This is a genomic window from Salinimicrobium sp. TH3 (assembly GCF_026676115.1).
Taxonomy (GTDB): Bacteria; Bacteroidota; Bacteroidia; order Flavobacteriales; family Flavobacteriaceae; genus Salinimicrobium.
Genome location: NZ_JAPONB010000003.1, coordinates 253886 through 271389 on the forward strand (window position 1 = coordinate 253886; position 17504 = coordinate 271389).

The 17504-nt window shown below is 42.2% G+C and carries 13 protein-coding genes; all 13 read left to right on the forward strand.

Annotated elements, in window-relative coordinates; all coding sequences use genetic code 11:
• Positions 1 to 4: 4 nt before the first annotated feature.
• The 13 genes from OU683_RS06885 (at position 5) to OU683_RS06945 (ending at position 17490) form a co-directional block, all read left to right on the forward strand.
• Complete coding sequence (locus OU683_RS06885) at positions 5 to 2311, forward strand: glycoside hydrolase family 65 protein (RefSeq protein ID WP_268136591.1); 2307 nt, start codon at positions 5 to 7, stop codon at positions 2309 to 2311.
• A gap of 10 nt (positions 2312 to 2321) precedes the next feature.
• The gene (locus tag OU683_RS06890; RefSeq protein WP_268136593.1) at positions 2322 to 4163 is read left to right on the forward strand and encodes a glycoside hydrolase family 13 protein; all 1842 of its coding nucleotides are present in this window, start codon (positions 2322 to 2324) and stop codon (positions 4161 to 4163) included.
• A 5-nt stretch (positions 4164 to 4168) separates the two neighbouring features.
• On the forward strand, positions 4169 to 6574 hold the full coding sequence (locus OU683_RS06895) for a glycoside hydrolase family 31 protein (RefSeq protein ID WP_268136595.1): 2406 nt from the start codon (positions 4169 to 4171) through the stop codon (positions 6572 to 6574).
• A gap of 11 nt (positions 6575 to 6585) precedes the next feature.
• Positions 6586 to 8022, forward strand: a complete 1437-nt coding sequence (locus OU683_RS06900) for an alpha-amylase family glycosyl hydrolase (protein ID WP_268136597.1) — start codon at positions 6586 to 6588, stop codon at positions 8020 to 8022.
• 124 nt (positions 8023 to 8146) lie between these two features.
• Positions 8147 to 9133 carry a 6-phosphofructokinase gene (gene pfkA, locus OU683_RS06905; RefSeq protein ID WP_268136599.1) on the forward strand — a complete coding sequence of 329 codons (987 nt, stop codon included), beginning with the start codon at positions 8147 to 8149 and terminating at the stop codon, positions 9131 to 9133.
• 22 nt (positions 9134 to 9155) lie between these two features.
• Positions 9156 to 10157, forward strand: coding sequence for a type I glyceraldehyde-3-phosphate dehydrogenase (gene gap, locus OU683_RS06910; RefSeq protein ID WP_268136601.1), 1002 nt, complete (start codon positions 9156 to 9158; stop codon positions 10155 to 10157).
• Positions 10158 to 10206: 49 nt separating this feature from the next.
• Positions 10207 to 11064 (forward strand): BadF/BadG/BcrA/BcrD ATPase family protein, encoded by an 858-nt coding sequence (locus tag OU683_RS06915; RefSeq protein WP_268136603.1) that lies wholly within the window; start codon positions 10207 to 10209, stop codon positions 11062 to 11064.
• Positions 11065 to 11247: 183 nt separating this feature from the next.
• Entirely contained in the window at positions 11248 to 12786 is a 1539-nt protein-coding gene (locus tag OU683_RS06920) for a YifB family Mg chelatase-like AAA ATPase (protein ID WP_268136605.1), read from the forward strand.
• An 8-nt stretch (positions 12787 to 12794) separates the two neighbouring features.
• The gene (locus OU683_RS06925; RefSeq protein WP_268136607.1) at positions 12795 to 13952 is read left to right on the forward strand and encodes a DUF2891 domain-containing protein; all 1158 of its coding nucleotides are present in this window, start codon (positions 12795 to 12797) and stop codon (positions 13950 to 13952) included.
• Positions 13949 to 15178, forward strand: a complete 1230-nt coding sequence (locus tag OU683_RS06930; RefSeq protein WP_268136609.1) for an Nramp family divalent metal transporter — start codon at positions 13949 to 13951, stop codon at positions 15176 to 15178. The genes OU683_RS06925 and OU683_RS06930 overlap by 4 nt, the downstream gene beginning before the upstream one ends.
• The gene (gene pxpA / locus OU683_RS06935; RefSeq protein ID WP_268136611.1) at positions 15175 to 15912 is read left to right on the forward strand and encodes a 5-oxoprolinase subunit PxpA; all 738 of its coding nucleotides are present in this window, start codon (positions 15175 to 15177) and stop codon (positions 15910 to 15912) included. Before OU683_RS06930 ends, pxpA begins: the two co-directional genes overlap by 4 nt.
• Positions 15912 to 16640, forward strand: coding sequence for a 5-oxoprolinase subunit PxpB (gene pxpB / locus OU683_RS06940; RefSeq protein WP_268136612.1), 729 nt, complete (start codon positions 15912 to 15914; stop codon positions 16638 to 16640). Before pxpA ends, pxpB begins: the two co-directional genes overlap by 1 nt.
• Positions 16633 to 17490: a 5-oxoprolinase subunit C family protein gene (locus OU683_RS06945; RefSeq protein WP_268136614.1), complete on the forward strand. Its 858-nt coding sequence runs from the start codon at positions 16633 to 16635 to the stop codon at positions 17488 to 17490. Before pxpB ends, OU683_RS06945 begins: the two co-directional genes overlap by 8 nt.
• Positions 17491 to 17504 lie beyond the last annotated feature (14 nt).

Sequence of the window (17504 nt, forward strand, 5' to 3'; positions counted from 1 at the left end):
ACAAATGAATCAGGATTATATAAAACCGAATAACTGGTCAATTCTGGAAGAAGGATTTGATGCAGAGAGAGTAGAAGCTTCCGAAAGTCTTTTTAGCCTCGGAAACGGAGCGATGGGACAACGAGCAAATTTTGAAGAGTATTACTCCGGTGATACTTTTCAGGGAAGCTACATAGCGGGAGTTTACTACCCCGATAAAACAAAAGTGGGCTGGTGGAAGAATGGTTATCCCGAATATTTTGCAAAAGTGCTCAATGCACCAAACTGGATTGGGATCAATGTATTCATTAATGGGGAAGCGCTAGATCTCGCTACCTGTAAGGAAATCATGGATTTTCGAAGAGAACTCAATATGAAAGAGGGCTGGTATGAACGTAGTTTCACTGCGGTTATGCCAAATGACCTGTTGGTTGCAGTGAAAGTAACAAGGTTTCTTTCCTTAAAAAGAAATGAGCTCGGTGTGATCAACTATGAAGTTGAAGTGAAAAATGGAGATGCAACTGTCATTTTTGAGCCCTATCTGGATAGTGGAATTACTAATGAAGATGCCAACTGGGAAGAGAAGTTCTGGGAAACGCTGGAAGTCAAGACAGATGGGGAGCGAGGTTTCATTACAGCTAAAACCTTAAAAACAGAATTTCATGCTACCGCTTATATGCAGTCAAGGCTGTTTAAAAATGGAAAAGGTCTGAGCCTGGAGCCTACAGAAGTCAGTTTTGATGAAAAGATTATCTTCAGGTACTCCACAGATGTCAAAAAAGGTGAAAAAGTGGCCCTTCATAAGTTCGGCGGGTATGTTACAGACATGAATCACAAGCGCCCGAATCTTTTAAATGCGGCCAGTTCTGTTCTTGATGCCTCAGTTTCAGCCGGATTTGAAAAACTTCTTCAGGAGCAAAAAGAAGCCTGGGCATCTGTTTGGGAAATGGCCGATATTTCCATTGAAGGTGATGTAAAAGCTCAGCAGGGGATCAGGTTTAATATTTTTCAGCTAAACCAGACTTACCTTGGGGAAGATGCACGTTTAAATATTGGTCCCAAAGGCTTTACAGGAGAAAAATATGGCGGTAGTACCTATTGGGATACTGAAGCCTACTGTATTCCTTTTTATATGGCTACCAAAGATCAACATGTGGCAAGGAACCTGCTTACCTATAGATATAACCATCTGGACAAGGCCATTGAAAATGCCAAAAAATTAGGCTTTTCCAATGGAGCAGCCCTGTATCCAATGGTGACTATGAATGGCGAGGAAAGTCATAATGAATGGGAGATCACATTTGAAGAAATCCACCGCAACGGGGCAATGGTTGTTGCTATTAAAAGATACGTTGACTACACCGGAGATTTTAGTTATATCCCTGAAAAAGGGCTGGAAGTAATGATCGCTATTGCACGTTTTTGGCAACAGCGAGCTAATTACAGCACAAAGAAAGATAAGTTCGTTATCCTGGGAGTAACCGGCCCAAATGAGTATGAGAACAATGTGAACAATAACTGGTATACCAATTATATTGCTAAATGGTGTATAGATTATTGTATGGCCTCTTTGGAAAAAGTGGAAAAAGAATATACTTCAGATCATAAGCGGATACTGGATAAGACAGGACTGAGTGATACTGAAATTGGAGGGTGGAAAGAAATTTCTGAAAAGATGTATTTCCCTTATTCCGAAGAATATAAGGTGTTCATGCAGCAGGATAGTTTTCTGGATAAGGAGATCATTCCGGTTTCCGAATTATCTGCTTCCCAGCGCCCCATCAACCAGAAGTGGAGCTGGGACCGTATTTTGCGTTCGTGTTACATCAAACAGGCAGATGTATTGCAGGGATTCTATTTCTTTGAAGATCATTTCTCCAAAGAAGACCTGGAAAAACATTTCGATTTCTATGAACCATTGACCGTGCATGAATCCTCACTGTCTCCATGTGTTCACAGTATCCAGGCAGCGGCTTTGGGCCGAATGGAACAAGCTTACAAATTTTATTTAAGAACTTCAAGATTGGATCTTGATGATTACAACAACGAGGTGAAGGAAGGTTGTCATATTACAAGTATGGCGGGAACCTGGATGAGCATTGTAGAAGGATTTGGCGGGATGCGCGTGGTAGATGGAAAGCTTTCCTTCAATCCAAGAATACCCGATGGTTGGGATAGCTACTCCTTCAAACTCAACTTTAGGAACCAGATTCTAAAAATAAATGTGGCGCCGCAAAAAACCAGTTTCACCCTGGAAGGCAATGAAACCCTGGAAATCCTTGTAAAAGGAAATCCTGTAAAGGTAGAGCCAAGTGTGCCGGTAACTGTCTAAAATATCAAATATGAAGAAGCTTATTTTTTCCTTTTTGTTCCTCATAAGTCTTTCCTTAACCGCACAAATAGAAAAGGTGGAACCTCCTTTTTGGTGGAGCGACATGAACCTTTCTGAAGTGCAGTTAATGTTCTACGGAAAAAATATTGCTGAATATACTGTTTCGGCACCTAAGGAAATGGTGATTAGCAATGTGAATAAGACCGAAAATCCGAATTACGTGTTTGTTACGGTGCAAACTGAAGGTTTGCCGCCAGGAAGCTATGACATCAGGTTCTCCAAAAAAGGGAAAAAAGGCTTCTCTTACAGTTATGAACTCAAAGAGCGCGATCCGAATTCTGCGCTTCGCGAAGGATTTGATGCTTCAGATGCCATCTACCTTATAATGCCCGATAGGTTTGCAAATGCAAATCCTTCAAATGATTCCCATCCCGATCTTCAGGAAAAAGCAGATCGCAGTAATCCGGGAGGCCGCCACGGTGGGGATATTGAAGGAATAATTGAAAACCTCGATTATCTTGAAGATCTTGGAATAACTGCCATCTGGACCACGCCATTACTTGAGGATGACGATCCTGCATATTCCTATCATACTTACGCGCAAAGTGATGTGTACAAAGTTGATCCCCGTTTTGGGACCAACGAAGATTATCGGCGCCTTGCTATAGAAATGGAGAAGCGGGATATGGACCTTATCATGGATTATGTTACTAATCACTGGGGCGCAGAGCACTGGATGATCAAGGATCTACCAACTTATGACTGGATTCACCAGTTTCCCGGTTATAAGAATTCCAACTATCGTATGACTACCCAATTTGATCCTCACAGATCTGGAATTGATACAGAATTGAATGAAGACGGTTGGTTTACTTCGACAATGCCCGATCTTAATCAAAGTAATCCATTGGTGTTGAACTATTTGACGCAGAATGCCATTTGGTGGATTGAATACGCAGGCCTGGATGGGTTTAGAGTAGATACCTACTCATATAATGATAAGGACGGGATCTCAAAGTGGACAAAAGCTGTGATGGATGAATATCCTAATTTCAATATTGTAGGAGAGGTATGGATGCATGATCAAGCGCAGATATCTTACTGGCAAAAAGATTCTCCCGTAGGAGCTATCCAGAGTTTTAATTCTCATTTACCTTCGGTAATGGATTTTACGCTGCACGATGCCATAATGAGCATGTTCAATGAAGATGATATGGGCTGGGACCGCGGGATGGTTAGGGCATATGACAATTTCGCCAATGATTTCCTTTATGAGGACATCTACAATCTGCTGGTTTTTTCGGGAAATCATGACACAAATCGTATCAATGAACAATATGACGGAGACGTTGACAAATATAAACTCGCTATGACACTGGTTTTGACCACCCGTGGAATTCCGCAGTTGTACTATGGAGATGAAATTGGAATGCGTGGAGACAAACCTGCAAAAGGTGATGGCGACATTCGCAGAGATTTCCCGGGAGGTTGGGAAGGGGATTCTCAAAATGCCTTTAATGAAGCCGGGAGGACTCAGCAGCAGAATGAATACCATTCTTTCACTAAAAAACTGCTGAATTACCGCAAAAACAACGAAGTATTACATACCGGGAAATTGTTGCAGTACATTCCCGAGAACAATGTCTATGTCTATTTTAGATATAATGCAAACGACAGGGTAATGGTGGTTATCAACAACAATCCTGAAGATCAAAACCTCGATCTTGAACGTTTTGCTGAAGGTTTAGCAGAATCGACCTCGGGGAAAGACGTTATCTCAGGTGAGCAGGTTTCTTTAAGTGATAGTCTGGAAGTTTCAGGAAAATCATCTATGGTACTTGAACTAAACTAATGGCTATGAACCTGCTTCGGAAAGACCTCCCAAAAATGCCATTTTTGACGGCCTGTCTTTTGTTGTCTTTCTCTTTTTATGCTCAAAATCCAAATAGAAATTATTTGGGGCATGAAAATACAGCCGCGGGTGTAGAGATCACAACCAGTGATGGGAAGTACCTCTTCAGGTATATTACTCCGGAAATTGTCGAGACCACTTTTGTTCCCTCGGGGCAGGATTATAAAGAGGAATCTCACGCCGTGGTGCTGGAACCGCAAATAGTAAATTTTACTGTTTCTGAAGGAGAAGAAAAAGTTCTTATTGATTCTGAAGGATTGGATATTGAGGTGTCAAAAATGCCATTTCAGGTCACTTATTTTTTCGATGGAGAAAAAGTAATTTCAGAAAAGACAGGTTATTTGAAGGGAGAGGAACATGAGAAACTAAATTTTAATCTCACCGAATCTGAAGTTCTTATGGGCGGCGGCGCTCGCGCTCTCGGGATGAACAGGAGGGGAAACCGGCTTCAGCTTTATAACAAAGCCCATTACGGCTATGAAACCAAAAGCGAACTTCTCAATTTCACGTTACCTATAGTCCTTTCTTCAGAAAAATATTTACTTCATTTTGATAATGCGCCTATTGGATATCTTGACCTGGACAGCAATTTTAGCAATACGCTTACCTATGAAACCATAGGTGGGCGTAAAACCTATCAACTTGTGGTAGGAGACACCTGGGAAAATATTGTTGGGAATTACACACTCTTGACAGGACGGCAACCCTTACCACCACGCTGGACTTTTGGAAATTTCTCCAGCCGTTTTGGATATCACTCCCAAAATGAGGTAGAGGAAACTATAGAAAAATTTAGAGAAGAAGAAATTCCCGTAGATGCTGTAATTATTGACCTTTTTTGGTTTGGTCATGAAATAAAAGGTACAATGGGAAATCTATCATTTGTCACAGACTCATTTCCGCAACCTAAGGAAATGATGCAGGATCTTGCAGACGACGGGGTGAAGACCATCCTGGTGACGGAACCTTTTGTTCTTACCACCTCCAACAGGTGGGAGGAAGCGGTGCAAGAAAATGTATTGGCTAAGGATTCTCTTGGTAATCCATTTACCTACGATTTTTACTTTGGGAACACCGGTTTAATTGACATTTTTGACCCGCAGGCGCAGGGTTGGTTCTGGAACATTTATGAGGAGCTAACAGAAATGGGCGTTGGCGGCTGGTGGGGTGATCTGGGAGAACCCGAGGTGCATCCTGAAAGCCTTATCCACAGGACCGGAACAGCCAATGAGGTTCATAACATTTATGGCCATTACTGGGCGAAGTTGATCCATGAAGGTTACCAACAATCATTTTCTGATCAAAGACCCTTTATCCTTATGCGTGCCGGGGCTGCTGGTTCTCAAAGGTTCGGATTGATGCCATGGTCCGGGGATGTGAACAGGAGCTGGGGCGGATTAAAACCACAACCGGAAATTTCTCTGCAAATGGGACTTCAGGGATTGGCCTATATGCATTCAGATCTGGGTGGCTTTGCCGGTGATAATCTTAATGATGAGCTATACGTAAGATGGCTGCAGTACGGAGTATTCCAACCAATTTTTCGCCCGCATGCCCAGGAAGCAGTACCGTCTGAACCTGTTTTTAGGGAGCCAAAGACCAAAGCCCTTTCAAAAAAAGCAATTGAACTGCGGTATCAACTCCTGCCTTATAACTACACTTTAGCCTTTAGAAACACAACAGAAGGTTTGCCTCTCATGCGACCACTTTTCTTTGAAGAGCCAGAGAATTTTAGACTTTATTCGGTCGCAGGGACTTATTTATGGGGCGAAAACTTCCTTATTTCGCCGGTGCTTCAGGAAAATGTTGATCAACAGGAGGTATATTTTCCGAAGGGATCAAACTGGTTTGACTTTTATACAGGAGAGAAATATCCAGGAGGCTCAACAGCGACAATTCCATTGAAAGAAGAATATATACCAACCTTTGTACGGGGCGGAGCTTTCATACCTATGGCAAAACCAATGCAAACCACTCAGAATTTTTCAGCAGAAGATGTTGTGCTACATTACTTTTTTGACAGGGAAGCGGGCAAGACAGAAGATATTCTGTATCACGATGACGGGAAGACCTCCAATTCTTATGTTAACGGAGACTATGAAGTACTTTCTTTCAAGAGCAGCACCACAGAGAAAAAACTGTCTATCGATATCCTGAAAAAAACAGGAAGCACGCGGGGAGCTTCAGAATTTAAAGAGGTAAACCTGGTTATCCATAACCTGGACAGGAGACCCGGGGAAATTCAATTAGAGAATAAAAAAGTCAATTTTGAATTTGATCAAAAAGAGCATAAACTTTTAATTCCTGTTAGTTTAAACGACGACAAAACAAGTCTTACCATTATTAACTAAATTTATTTCATATGAAGAAAATATCAATTTTATTACTTGGTTTACTAACCCTGGCCTCATGTAAAAATGAGCCCAAAGAAACTGTAGCGGTAGTTGAGGAAGAGCAAACTATTGAGCCGGTTACCAACGAAGCCATGGAGTCGGCGGTTATTTATGAAGCCAATATAAGGCAGTATTCTCCCGAAGGAACCTTTGATGCCTTCACGAAAGATATTCCGCAGTTGAAAGACCTGGGGGTAAAAGTGATCTGGTTGATGCCAATTTATCCAATTTCTGAAGCGCGTAGAAAAGCTACTAACGATCTAAGTATTGAGGATATTGAAGATCCTGAAGAAAGGAAGAAGTATCTTGGCAGTTACTATGCTATTGCTGATTATACTGCGGTAAATCCTGAATTTGGCACCAAGGAAGATCTTGATGAATTGGTTGAAACTGCTCATGAAAACGGCATGTATGTGATCCTTGACTGGGTTGCCAACCACACCGGCTGGGACCACCCATGGCTGGAAGAAAACCCCGATTTTTATACTCAGAATGAACAAGGGGAGCCTGTAGATCCACTAAACCCCGATACTGGAGAATCATGGGGATGGACAGATGTTGCCGACCTTAATTATGATAATAAAGAACTGTGGGAAGCAATGACCTCCGAAATGAAGTACTGGATCGAAGAGCACGATATCGACGGATTTAGAGCCGATGTTGCCGGAGAAGTGCCTACAGAATTCTGGGACCAGGCAGTGCCACAACTTCAGGAAACCAAACCCGTGTTCATGCTGGCCGAGTCTGAAGATAAGGATCTCTTCCACAATGCCTTTGACATGGGTTACAATTGGGAAGGTCATCACTTAAAGAACCAGATCGCGCAGGGAAAAGCCACTGTGGAGGCCTGGGATGAATACATGAAAAAGATAGATACTACTTACCAGGAGGATGATTATCTTATGAACTTTGTGACAAATCACGATGAGAATTCTTGGAATGGCACAGTTCGCGAGAGAATGGGAGATGCCGCCGAAGCTATGGTAGCTCTTACATACAGCATTCCCGGTATGCCCTTAATTTATAGCGGGCAGGAGTATGACATGGATAAAAGACTCAGGTTCTTTGAAAAAGATACCATCTCTAAAACTAAAGGAGTAATGTGGCCCCTATTGGAAAAACTGGGTCAACTTAAAAACCAGAACAAAGCATTGCATGGAGGCAAGGAAGCAGCAGCTTATAACAGGCTGCAAACTTCACTGGATAAGCAAATTCTTGCTTTTGAAAGATCAAAAGGAGGAGAAAAGCTAATCTACATTGCCAATCTTTCAGAAAAACCAGCCGATTTCACCCTTAAGTTGGAAAATGAACTGCAACCTTATCTTGGAAAAAAAGATTTTAAAAAGCAAAAAAATGACCAATATCATTTCGGCCCTTGGGAATATGTAATATTAGCAGATAATTAATAAATTGCCCAAAAAAATATAAAAAAGCCTCAAAAATGGGGCTTTTTTCTTTTTTATTAACCGAAAACGTTTGAGAAATTTAATTGATTAGGTTATCTTATGTAATTGAAATAGCTTTACGCTGATGTTAGAGAAAATAAAAAAAATCGGGGTATTAACTTCTGGAGGAGACGCTCCCGGAATGAATGCAGCAATTCGAGCTGTGACCCGAAGTTGTGCTTTTTACAATATAGAATGTATAGGAATTTACAGAGGATACCAAGGCCTTATTGAAGGGGATTTTGAATTACTCACTGCCCGCTCTGTAAGAAATATTATCAACAAAGGTGGGACTTTCCTTAAATCTGCCCGCTCACAGGAATTCCGAACAGTAGAAGGTCGTGCAAAGGCCTTTAAAAATTTAAAGGACGCAGAGATTGATGCTCTTGTGGTAATAGGTGGTGACGGTACTTTTACCGGAGCTATTTACCTGGAGAAGGAACACGGTATGCCGGTAGTTGGAATTCCCGGTACCATTGATAATGATATCAACGGGACAGATTATACTATAGGGTATGATACTGCTTTGAATACTGTGGTTGATGCCATTGACAAAATCAGGGATACTGCCAGTTCCCATGACCGTCTTTTCCTTGTGGAAGTAATGGGTCGGGATGCCGGTGATATTGCTTTAAATGCAGGAATTGGAGCCGGAGCCGAAGAGATCCTTATTCCCGAAGAGGATAAAGGGATAGAAAGGATGCTGGATTCTCTTACCAAAAGCCGGAAATCGGGAAAAACCTCCAGTATTATTGTAGTAGCCGAAGGTGAAAAAAGCGGTAAGAACATCTTCGAACTTGCCGATTTCATTGGAGAGAACCTTACAGATTATGATATTAGAGTGTCGGTACTGGGGCACATCCAGCGGGGTGGTGCGCCAAGCTGCTATGACAGGGTGCTTGCCAGCAAACTTGGAGTAGGTGCTGTTGAGACATTACTGCGGGGAGAAACCGGGGTAATGGTAGGGATCACACACAAATTAGTAACATCGGTGGATTTTGAAGTTGCTATAAAAGGCTCTAAGCCATTAGATAAAGAATTGAGACGGGTGTTGAACATCACCACCATATAATTTAAATTAAATTTCAAATATTATGAGTACTAAAATAGGAATAAACGGATTTGGTCGAATTGGAAGGATCGCCTTCAGAATTGCCAGTGAAAGAAAAGATGTTGAGGTTGTAGCAATTAACGACTTGCTTGACGTTGACCATTTAGCATATCTTTTAAAATATGATTCGGTTCACGGAAGGTTCAATGGAACTGTTGAAATTGAAGGAGGAAACCTTGTTGTGAATGGAAAAACTGTTCGTATTACTGCCGAAAAGAATCCTGAAGATCTTAAGTGGGATGAAGTAGGAGCCGAGATCGTTATGGATTGTACGGGTATTTTCACAACCAAAGATACAGCTGCAAAACACTTAACTGCAGGTGCCAAAAAAGTGGTTATTTCTGCGCCGTCTAAAGATGCGCCAATGTTTGTAATGGGAGTTAACCATCAGGACATCACTGCAGAGGATAAAGTTGTTTCAAATGCTTCATGTACCACAAACTGTCTTGCGCCACTTGCCAAGATCGTTGATGATGAATTTGGCCTTGTAGAAGGTCTTATGACTACTATCCATGCAACTACTGCTACTCAAATGACAGTAGATGGTCCTTCTAAAAAAGACTGGAGAGGTGGTAGAAGTGCACTTCTAAATATTATCCCTTCTTCTACAGGAGCAGCCAAAGCGGTTGGAAAAGTAATTCCAAAACTGGATGGTAAACTTACTGGTATGGCATTTAGAGTTCCTACTGCCGATGTTTCTGTAGTTGACCTTACGGTAAGAACAGAAAAAGCTGCTTCTTACGAAGAGATCAAAGCAGCCTTCAAAAAAGCTTCAGAAGGAGCATATAAAGGAATCCTGTCCTATACCGAAGAGCAGGTAGTATCTCAGGATTTTGTTTCCAATGCCTACGTTTGTAACTTCGATGCAGGAGCAGGTATCGCTCTTAATGATAACTTCTTTAAGTTAGTGGCATGGTACGATAATGAGTATGGATATTCAGCTAAATTAGTAGACTTGTCTGCTCACGTAGCTTCACTTAAATAATTAATAAAAAAGCCCTGCCTTTGGTCAGGGCTTTTTGATACTTCCTATTATGATTTTAATAGCAGACGGAGGCTCCACTAAATGTGACTGGATCTTACTTGATTCGGAAGGTGAGCAAATAATGAAAACACGCACCAAAGGACTTAATCCTGCAGTGTTCAAAACAGAAGTACTTCAGGAAAGACTGGAGGAAAACCTTGACCTTAAACAGGTAAAAGAAAAGGTAGAAAGAGTCCATTTTTATGGTGCAGGATGCGGAACGGCAAAACCCACGGCCTTATTAAAGGCCATTCTAAGCACTTATTTTTCGGGTGCCAGTGACGTGAGAGTACAGGAAGATATGGTCGCAGCTGTTTATGCAGTTACAGATAAGCCTGGAATTGTATGTATTCTTGGAACAGGTTCCAACAGTTGTTATTACGATGGGAAAACCGTAAGAACAGCAGTAGATTCTCTGGGATATATCTTGATGGATGAAGCCAGTGGGAATTATTTCGGGAAAAGGCTTATAAGGGATTACTATTACAAGAAAATGCCAAAAAAGCTGGCCGATATCTTTGAAAAGGAGTACGATCTTTCTTCCGATTCTATTAAGGAAAATATCTACAAGAAGGACAACCCAAATACTTATCTTGCCCATTTTGCTGAATTCATCTTTAAAAATGAAAGAAATGGATATTTCTACCAGCTTATTGCTGAAGGAATGCAGAACTTTATTGAGCACAGAGTACTTTGTTTTAAAGAAGCCCAGAATGTGCCTATTCACTTTGTAGGTTCCATAGCTTATTTTTCTCAGGACATAATAAAAGATTCTTTGCAGCCATACCGGCTTGAACCTGGTAACTTCGTGCAACGTCCTATTGACGGGATCATTGATTACTACAGGAAACACTTCATAGGAAAATAGTTTTTTCTTTCACAACTTTTAGAGAACGGCTGCCTAGATGGGCAGCCGTTTTCATTTATATACGTTTCAAAAATGGCATTTTGGATAGGTTTTCATTTTGAATAAATCATAAATATTTGTTTAAAAAACAGGGCTCCCGCCTTAACCCGAAATTTTTACTACATTTAGTCAAAGATTTTTTTAATGCTGGTTAAAGTTTACGGAAGTGCAGTTTTTGGCGTAGAAGCCACCACCATTACGGTGGAAGTAAACGTAGACACCGGCATAGGGTATCATCTCGTTGGGCTTCCAGACATTGCTGTGAAGGAAAGCAGCTTCAGGATTGCTGCGGCACTCAAAAATGTTGGTTACCATCTCCCCGGAAAGAAAATTACAGTAAATATGGCGCCGGCCGATCTTCGGAAGGAAGGTTCAGCATATGACCTCACTTTCGCCATGGGAATTCTCATGGCTTCAGGCCAAATTAAAGCCACAAACATTGGCGACTATATCATCATGGGCGAACTTTCCCTTGACGGAAGTCTGCAGCCTATAAAAGGAGCTTTACCCATAGCAATAAAAGCTAAAGAGGAAGGTTTTAAAGGTTTTATACTTCCGAAGCAGAATGTAAAAGAAGCTGCAATTGTTGGTGGGCTGGAGGTCTATGGAATTGAAAATATTGATGAAATAATCCGCTTTTTTGACCGCGGGGAGCAGCTGGAAAGAACTATGATAGACACCCGGAAGGAATTTTATCAGGAGCTGGAAAATCCTGAACACGACTTTGCCGATGTTAAAGGTCAGGAATCTATTAAACGCTGTATGGAAATCGCTGCCGCAGGCGGGCATAATATCATATTAATTGGTCCTCCCGGGGCAGGAAAAACTATGCTGGCAAAACGATTGCCCAGTATTTTGCCGCCCATGACCTTACATGAAGCTTTGGAAACCACCAAAATTCATAGCGTAGTGGGGCGGGTAAAAGAAAGTGTGGGCTTAATGGCACACAGGCCTTTTAGAAGTCCCCATCATACAATTAGCGACGTCGCGCTTGTGGGCGGCGGAGCTTATCCACAGCCGGGGGAGATTTCGCTATCGCACAACGGAGTCTTGTTTTTAGATGAACTTCCTGAGTTTAAAAGGAGTGTGCTTGAAGTAATGCGACAACCTTTGGAAGACAGGGAGGTAACAATTTCAAGAGCAAAATTCACGGTGACTTATCCATCAAGTTTTATGCTGGTCGCCAGTATGAATCCCAGCCCCAGTGGATATTTTAATGATCCGGGTTCACCGGTAACGTCCTCTCCTTCAGAAATGCACAGGTACATGAGCAAAATAAGCGGGCCTTTGCTGGATAGAATAGATATTCATATCGAAGTGACTCCGGTTCCATTTGAAAAGTTAAGTGAGGACAGGCGGGGGGAAAGTAGCCTTGACATAAGAAAAAGAGTGACAGCCGCAAGGCAAAAGCAAACCGACAGGTTTGCGGATAATGAAAAAGTACATTATAACGCGCAGATGAGCGTGAAGCAGATAAGAGCACATTGCAGCCTTGACCCAGATTCAACGAACCTGCTAAAGGTGGCGATGGAACGGCTTAATTTATCGGCGAGGGCTTACGATCGTATTCTTAAAGTTGCCCGTACAATCGCAGATTTAGAAGATTCAGAACAAATTAAAGGAGCTCATATAAGTGAAGCCATTCAATACCGTAGTCTAGACAGGGAAGGTTGGCTGGGATAAAATTATCTATGAAAAGAACGATATTATTACTGTGGATTGTCGCATTTGCGGCCGTAAGTTGTAAAGGAAATGATGAATCACAAATGGCAGAGGAACCTGAACAGGACTCTACTCTTGTGGATGAAGCTGTAGCCATGCTTGAACCCTCAAAAGCCATAGCACTTACTGTAGACGAAGCCAATAAGTTGGCGCAGCTACCATTGGACTGCATCAATGTGGAATATCCAAATAAACTCAACCAGACCCTTTCCGGGGCGGGGGATATAGGAGAACCTAAAGAACTGCATCCTGCTTTTTACGGTTGTTTTGACTGGCACTCATCGGTACACGCCCACTGGACGCTTGTAAGTCTTCTAAAGAAATTCCCGGAGATGAAGAGGGCAGAGGAGATACGGGAGAAACTGAAATCTTCTTTGACGGCCGAAAACATTAGAGAAGAAGTAAAATACTTCAGCCGCAAGGAGGAGAGTACTTTTGAACGCACTTATGGCTGGGCGTGGGTATTAAAACTGTCTGAAGAACTTGGAAGATGGGAAGATCCCATGGCCAAAGAACTTCACCAAAACCTGCAACCGCTTACCGATCTTATGGTTCAGAAATTTAAAGAATTCCTTCCAAAGCTCAATTACCCAATTAGAGTAGGGGAACATACAAATACTGCTTTTGCACTGGCTCTGGCCCATGATTATGCAGTCTCGGCTGAGAAGGAAGAGTTGCGGATGTTGATCGAGAAAAGAGCTAAAGATTACTATTTAAATGATGATGATTGCCCTATTGAATGGGAGCCAAGCGGATTCGATTTTCTCTCGCCCTGCCTGGCCGAGGTTGATATCATGCGGCGTGTGCTTCCCAAAAAGACCTTTGACCTGTGGATGAAAGATTTTCTTCCGCAGTTGCGCAACAAAGATTTTGATATGGAACCTGCTGAGGTTACCGACAGGACCGATGGGAAACTGGTTCACCTGGATGGCCTTAACTTTAGCCGTGCCTGGGTTCTTTATGGTCTGTCCCAACAATATCCCGAAAATTACGGGCACTTGCGAGCTTTGGCGAATGATCACGTGATGTATTCGTTCCCCAACCTGGTAGGCGACAGCTATGAAGGAGGACACTGGTTGGGAACCTTTGCATTATATGCTATACAGGAAAGTAATAAGGAAATTTGATACAATGGTTTAAAAACCTGGGGCCGGGAGTGCTGGTCTCGGCAGCTTTTATTGGTCCCGGTACTGTAACTGTTTGCACCCTTGCCGGGGTGGAATTTGGTTTCTCCCTGCTGTGGGCATTACTGCTTTCAATTGTTGCCTGTTTAATATTACAGGAAATGGCGGCCCGGGTTGGTCTCGTCACCCAAAAGGGTTTAAGTGAAGTCATAAGAGAGGAAATAGGGAATCCATTTTTCCGAAGCCTGTCGATCCTGCTCATCTTTGCCGCTATTGTGATTGGAAACGCCGCTTACGAGGCCGGAAACATTTCTGGAGCTGTACTAGGGGTCTCTGCAGTTATTCCTGTGCAGGTTCTGGATTTGGGAATATTTTCAATCAATATATGGAGCCTTACTATTGGACTTATAGCTTTCTCATTGCTGGCCATTGGCAATTATAAAGTTCTGGAGAAATTATTTATTGGACTGGTGGCAATTATGAGCATTTCCTTTTTGGTCACCGCTGTCATTACAAAACCCAATCTTTCTGAAGTTTTGCAGGGTTTATTCATTCCCCGAAACGGAGGTGCAGGAATTCTCACGGTAATGGCACTCATAGGAACAACTGTGGTCCCTTATAATCTTTTTTTGCACGCGTCGCTGGTGAGTGAAAAGTGGAAAGATAAAAGTTCCCTAAAAACAGCTCAAAAAGAGCTTTTTTGGAGCATTAGTCTCGGCGGACTCGTATCTCTCGCAATCGTCATTACAGCAGCAGCTTCGGGAGTTGTCAACGTGAACACTGCTGTCGATCTTGCTGCAGGCCTCGAACCTGTCTTTGGAAGCTACGCCACATGGTTCATAGCCTTAGGCCTTTTTGCTGCAGGAATAACCTCTTCCATTACTGCTCCTTTAGCTGCGGCTTACGTGGTAAGCGGTTGCATGGGATGGAAAAAAAGTTTAACTTCTAGAAGGTTCAAAATGGTTTGGGCAGGGATCCTTTTATTGGGAATGGTCTTTTCTTCATTGGGTTTTCAGCCGGTTGAGATCATCAAATTTGCACAGGTAGCCAACGGGATATTACTTCCGGTGATTGCAATCTTTTTACTTTGGGTGGTGAACAGGCGTGAATTAATGGGCAGCGCTAGAAATTCACTTAAGCTAAATATTTTGGGCTTCGCAATAATTGCCGTTACCATTTTCCTCGGGGCACGGTCCATTATTACTGTTCTTGAAAGTTTATACTCATGAAAAAAATACATATCAATTGCGATCTGGGAGAAGGAGGGGAGTATGATAAAAAGCTCATGCCGCTCATTTCTGCCTGTAATATTGCCTGTGGCGGTCATGCGGGCACTTTGGAAACCATGCATCACACTGTGGATCTTGCTATGGAGCATCGCGTAGAAATAGGAGCGCACCCTTCTTATCCCGATAAAGAGAACTTCGGAAGGAAATCAATTCCCATGGAAAAGGATGAGCTAAAACGATCCCTGGTGGCCCAGATTATGAGCCTCAAGCAAATCACAGAGGCCGAAGGAGCATTGCTTACTCATGTGAAACCGCATGGAGCACTTTACAATGATGCTTTCGACAATGCTGAAGTAGCCGAGGTTATTTTAGAATCAATTCTTGAATTTGGGAATGAACTCGTACTTTATGCAGCCGAAGGTTCTGTGATAAGCCAACTGGTGAATGGCAGGTTAAAGGTGAGATTTGAAGCCTTCGCCGACAGGAATTATAATCCAGATGGTAGCCTGGTAAACCGACAGGAACCGGGTGCTCTCATCACCCGAAAAGAGCAGGTTTTGGAGCACCTGATTTCTATGGTTTCCAATGGAAAAATCATCTCTCAAAAAGGCCAAAAAATTGATACTTCGGCCTCTACTTTTTGCCTTCACAGTGACACCCCAAATTCAATTGAAATTCTCGAATATTTGCACCGGGAATTATCTTTACGAAATCTTGAAATATACAAAGCCTAATGCGGGAATATCCAAAAATAATTAGGCTGGGGGAGCGGGCAATTCTCCTGGAATTTGAACCGGAAATTTCTTTAGAAATATTAAAAAAGCTCCTCAGTTTAAAAAGATATCTCCAGGAAAAATTACTTAAACAAGATGTTGAAGTAACAAACACATATAATTCATTATTAATTAGTTACGTATCACCTATAGAGGATGCTTATGGTGAGGTTTTTAGGCTTTTTGAGGAGTTTAAGGCAGCGAAGATAAGCTTTAAATATCAAATTAGATTATTTCACATACCTGTATGTTATGATGAAAATTTTGCTTTAGATCTTGAAGAAATTTCCCGGGCAAAAAAGCTTTCAAAAGAGGAAATAATTGGCCTGCATTCCTCGGTAGATTATCTTGTCTATTTTACCGGTTTTTTACCCGGATTTTTATACCTGGGAGGCCTGCCCGAAACTCTTCATTTTTCCCGAAAAATTCACCCCCGGCAAAGTGTTCCAAAAGGGGCTGTTGGCATAGGGGAAAAACAAACAGGAATTTATCCTCAAGCCAGTCCCGGTGGATGGAATATTATCGGGAATTCTCCTGTACCTCTATTTGATCCAACCGCAAATCCACCTTGCGAAATTCGATCGGGTGACATGATCAGGTTTTATCCTGTAAGTTTAGAGGAGCATGAGAAGATAAAGGAAGAAGTACAAAGAGGTAAGTTCCATTTTAAAATAGAACAAAATGGCTGAAGCAGAAATTTTACACCCGGGGCTCTTTAGCAGCATTCAGGACCTGGGTAGATTTGGTCTTAGGGAGTTTGGTGTACCTGTAAGTGGTGCCATGGATCAACAGGCGGCAGGTATGGCCAATCTCATGAATGGGAATGAACCTGATACTGCAGTGTTGGAAATTACTTTACAGGGGCCAAAAATGAAATTTACAGGACCAACTCAAATAGCTATTTCAGGAGCAGATCTTTCTCCGGAACTTGACGGAGTAAAGCTGGAAAATTATAAAATTTACAGTGTATTACCAGGACAGGTACTTTCCTTTGGAAGGAGAAATACTGGTTACAGGGCTTACCTGGCTGTGAAAAATGGATTTAAAACAGAGAAGCTGCTAAAAAGCAGAAGCTGGAGTCCCGGCATCACTCCTCATAACCGACTGGAAAAAGGGATGAAATTACCCTTTTTGGGGAGTGAGGCCAGGGGTAGTGAAAAGAATGCTGCAGTAAATCCCGATGCCTATATAACTTCAGCGGTTATTGAAGCTTTTCGGGGACCGGAATTTGAGTTACTGTCAGCTTCAGAAAAGGAAACTCTTGAAAAAGGGAATTTTTCAGCAGCAAAGGAAAGCAATCGCATGGGAATTCAATTTCAGGAGAAATTGGAAAACTCCCTGCAGCCTATTTTAACAAGTCCTGTGCTTCCGGGAACGGTGCAATTAACCCCTTCAGGAACATTGATTGTATTGATGAGAGATGGGCAAACTACGGGTGGATATCCAAGGATCCTTCAGTTAAGCGAGGCAGGGATAAATACACTGGCACAAAAATTACCGGGAGAAAAACTTCAGCTAAAGTTGATTAAGTACAAGTAGATCAAATCAATAAA

Bases quoted from the DNA above. Each gene is read 5' to 3' on its own strand.
- OU683_RS06885 (WP_268136591.1), top strand. From the start codon at position 5: ATGAATCAGGATTATATAAAACCGAATAACTGGTCAATTCTGGAAGAA.
- OU683_RS06890 (WP_268136593.1), top strand. From the start codon at position 2,322: ATGAAGAAGCTTATTTTTTCCTTTTTGTTCCTCATAAGTCTTTCCTTA.
- OU683_RS06895 (WP_268136595.1), top strand. From the start codon at position 4,169: ATGAACCTGCTTCGGAAAGACCTCCCAAAAATGCCATTTTTGACGGCC.
- OU683_RS06900 (WP_268136597.1), top strand. From the start codon at position 6,586: ATGAAGAAAATATCAATTTTATTACTTGGTTTACTAACCCTGGCCTCA.
- pfkA (WP_268136599.1), top strand. From the start codon at position 8,147: ATGTTAGAGAAAATAAAAAAAATCGGGGTATTAACTTCTGGAGGAGAC.
- gap (WP_268136601.1), top strand. From the start codon at position 9,156: ATGAGTACTAAAATAGGAATAAACGGATTTGGTCGAATTGGAAGGATC.
- OU683_RS06915 (WP_268136603.1), top strand. From the start codon at position 10,207: ATGATTTTAATAGCAGACGGAGGCTCCACTAAATGTGACTGGATCTTA.
- OU683_RS06920 (WP_268136605.1), top strand. From the start codon at position 11,248: ATGCTGGTTAAAGTTTACGGAAGTGCAGTTTTTGGCGTAGAAGCCACC.
- OU683_RS06925 (WP_268136607.1), top strand. From the start codon at position 12,795: ATGAAAAGAACGATATTATTACTGTGGATTGTCGCATTTGCGGCCGTA.
- pxpA (WP_268136611.1), top strand. From the start codon at position 15,175: ATGAAAAAAATACATATCAATTGCGATCTGGGAGAAGGAGGGGAGTAT.
- pxpB (WP_268136612.1), top strand. From the start codon at position 15,912: ATGCGGGAATATCCAAAAATAATTAGGCTGGGGGAGCGGGCAATTCTC.
- OU683_RS06945 (WP_268136614.1), top strand. From the start codon at position 16,633: ATGGCTGAAGCAGAAATTTTACACCCGGGGCTCTTTAGCAGCATTCAG.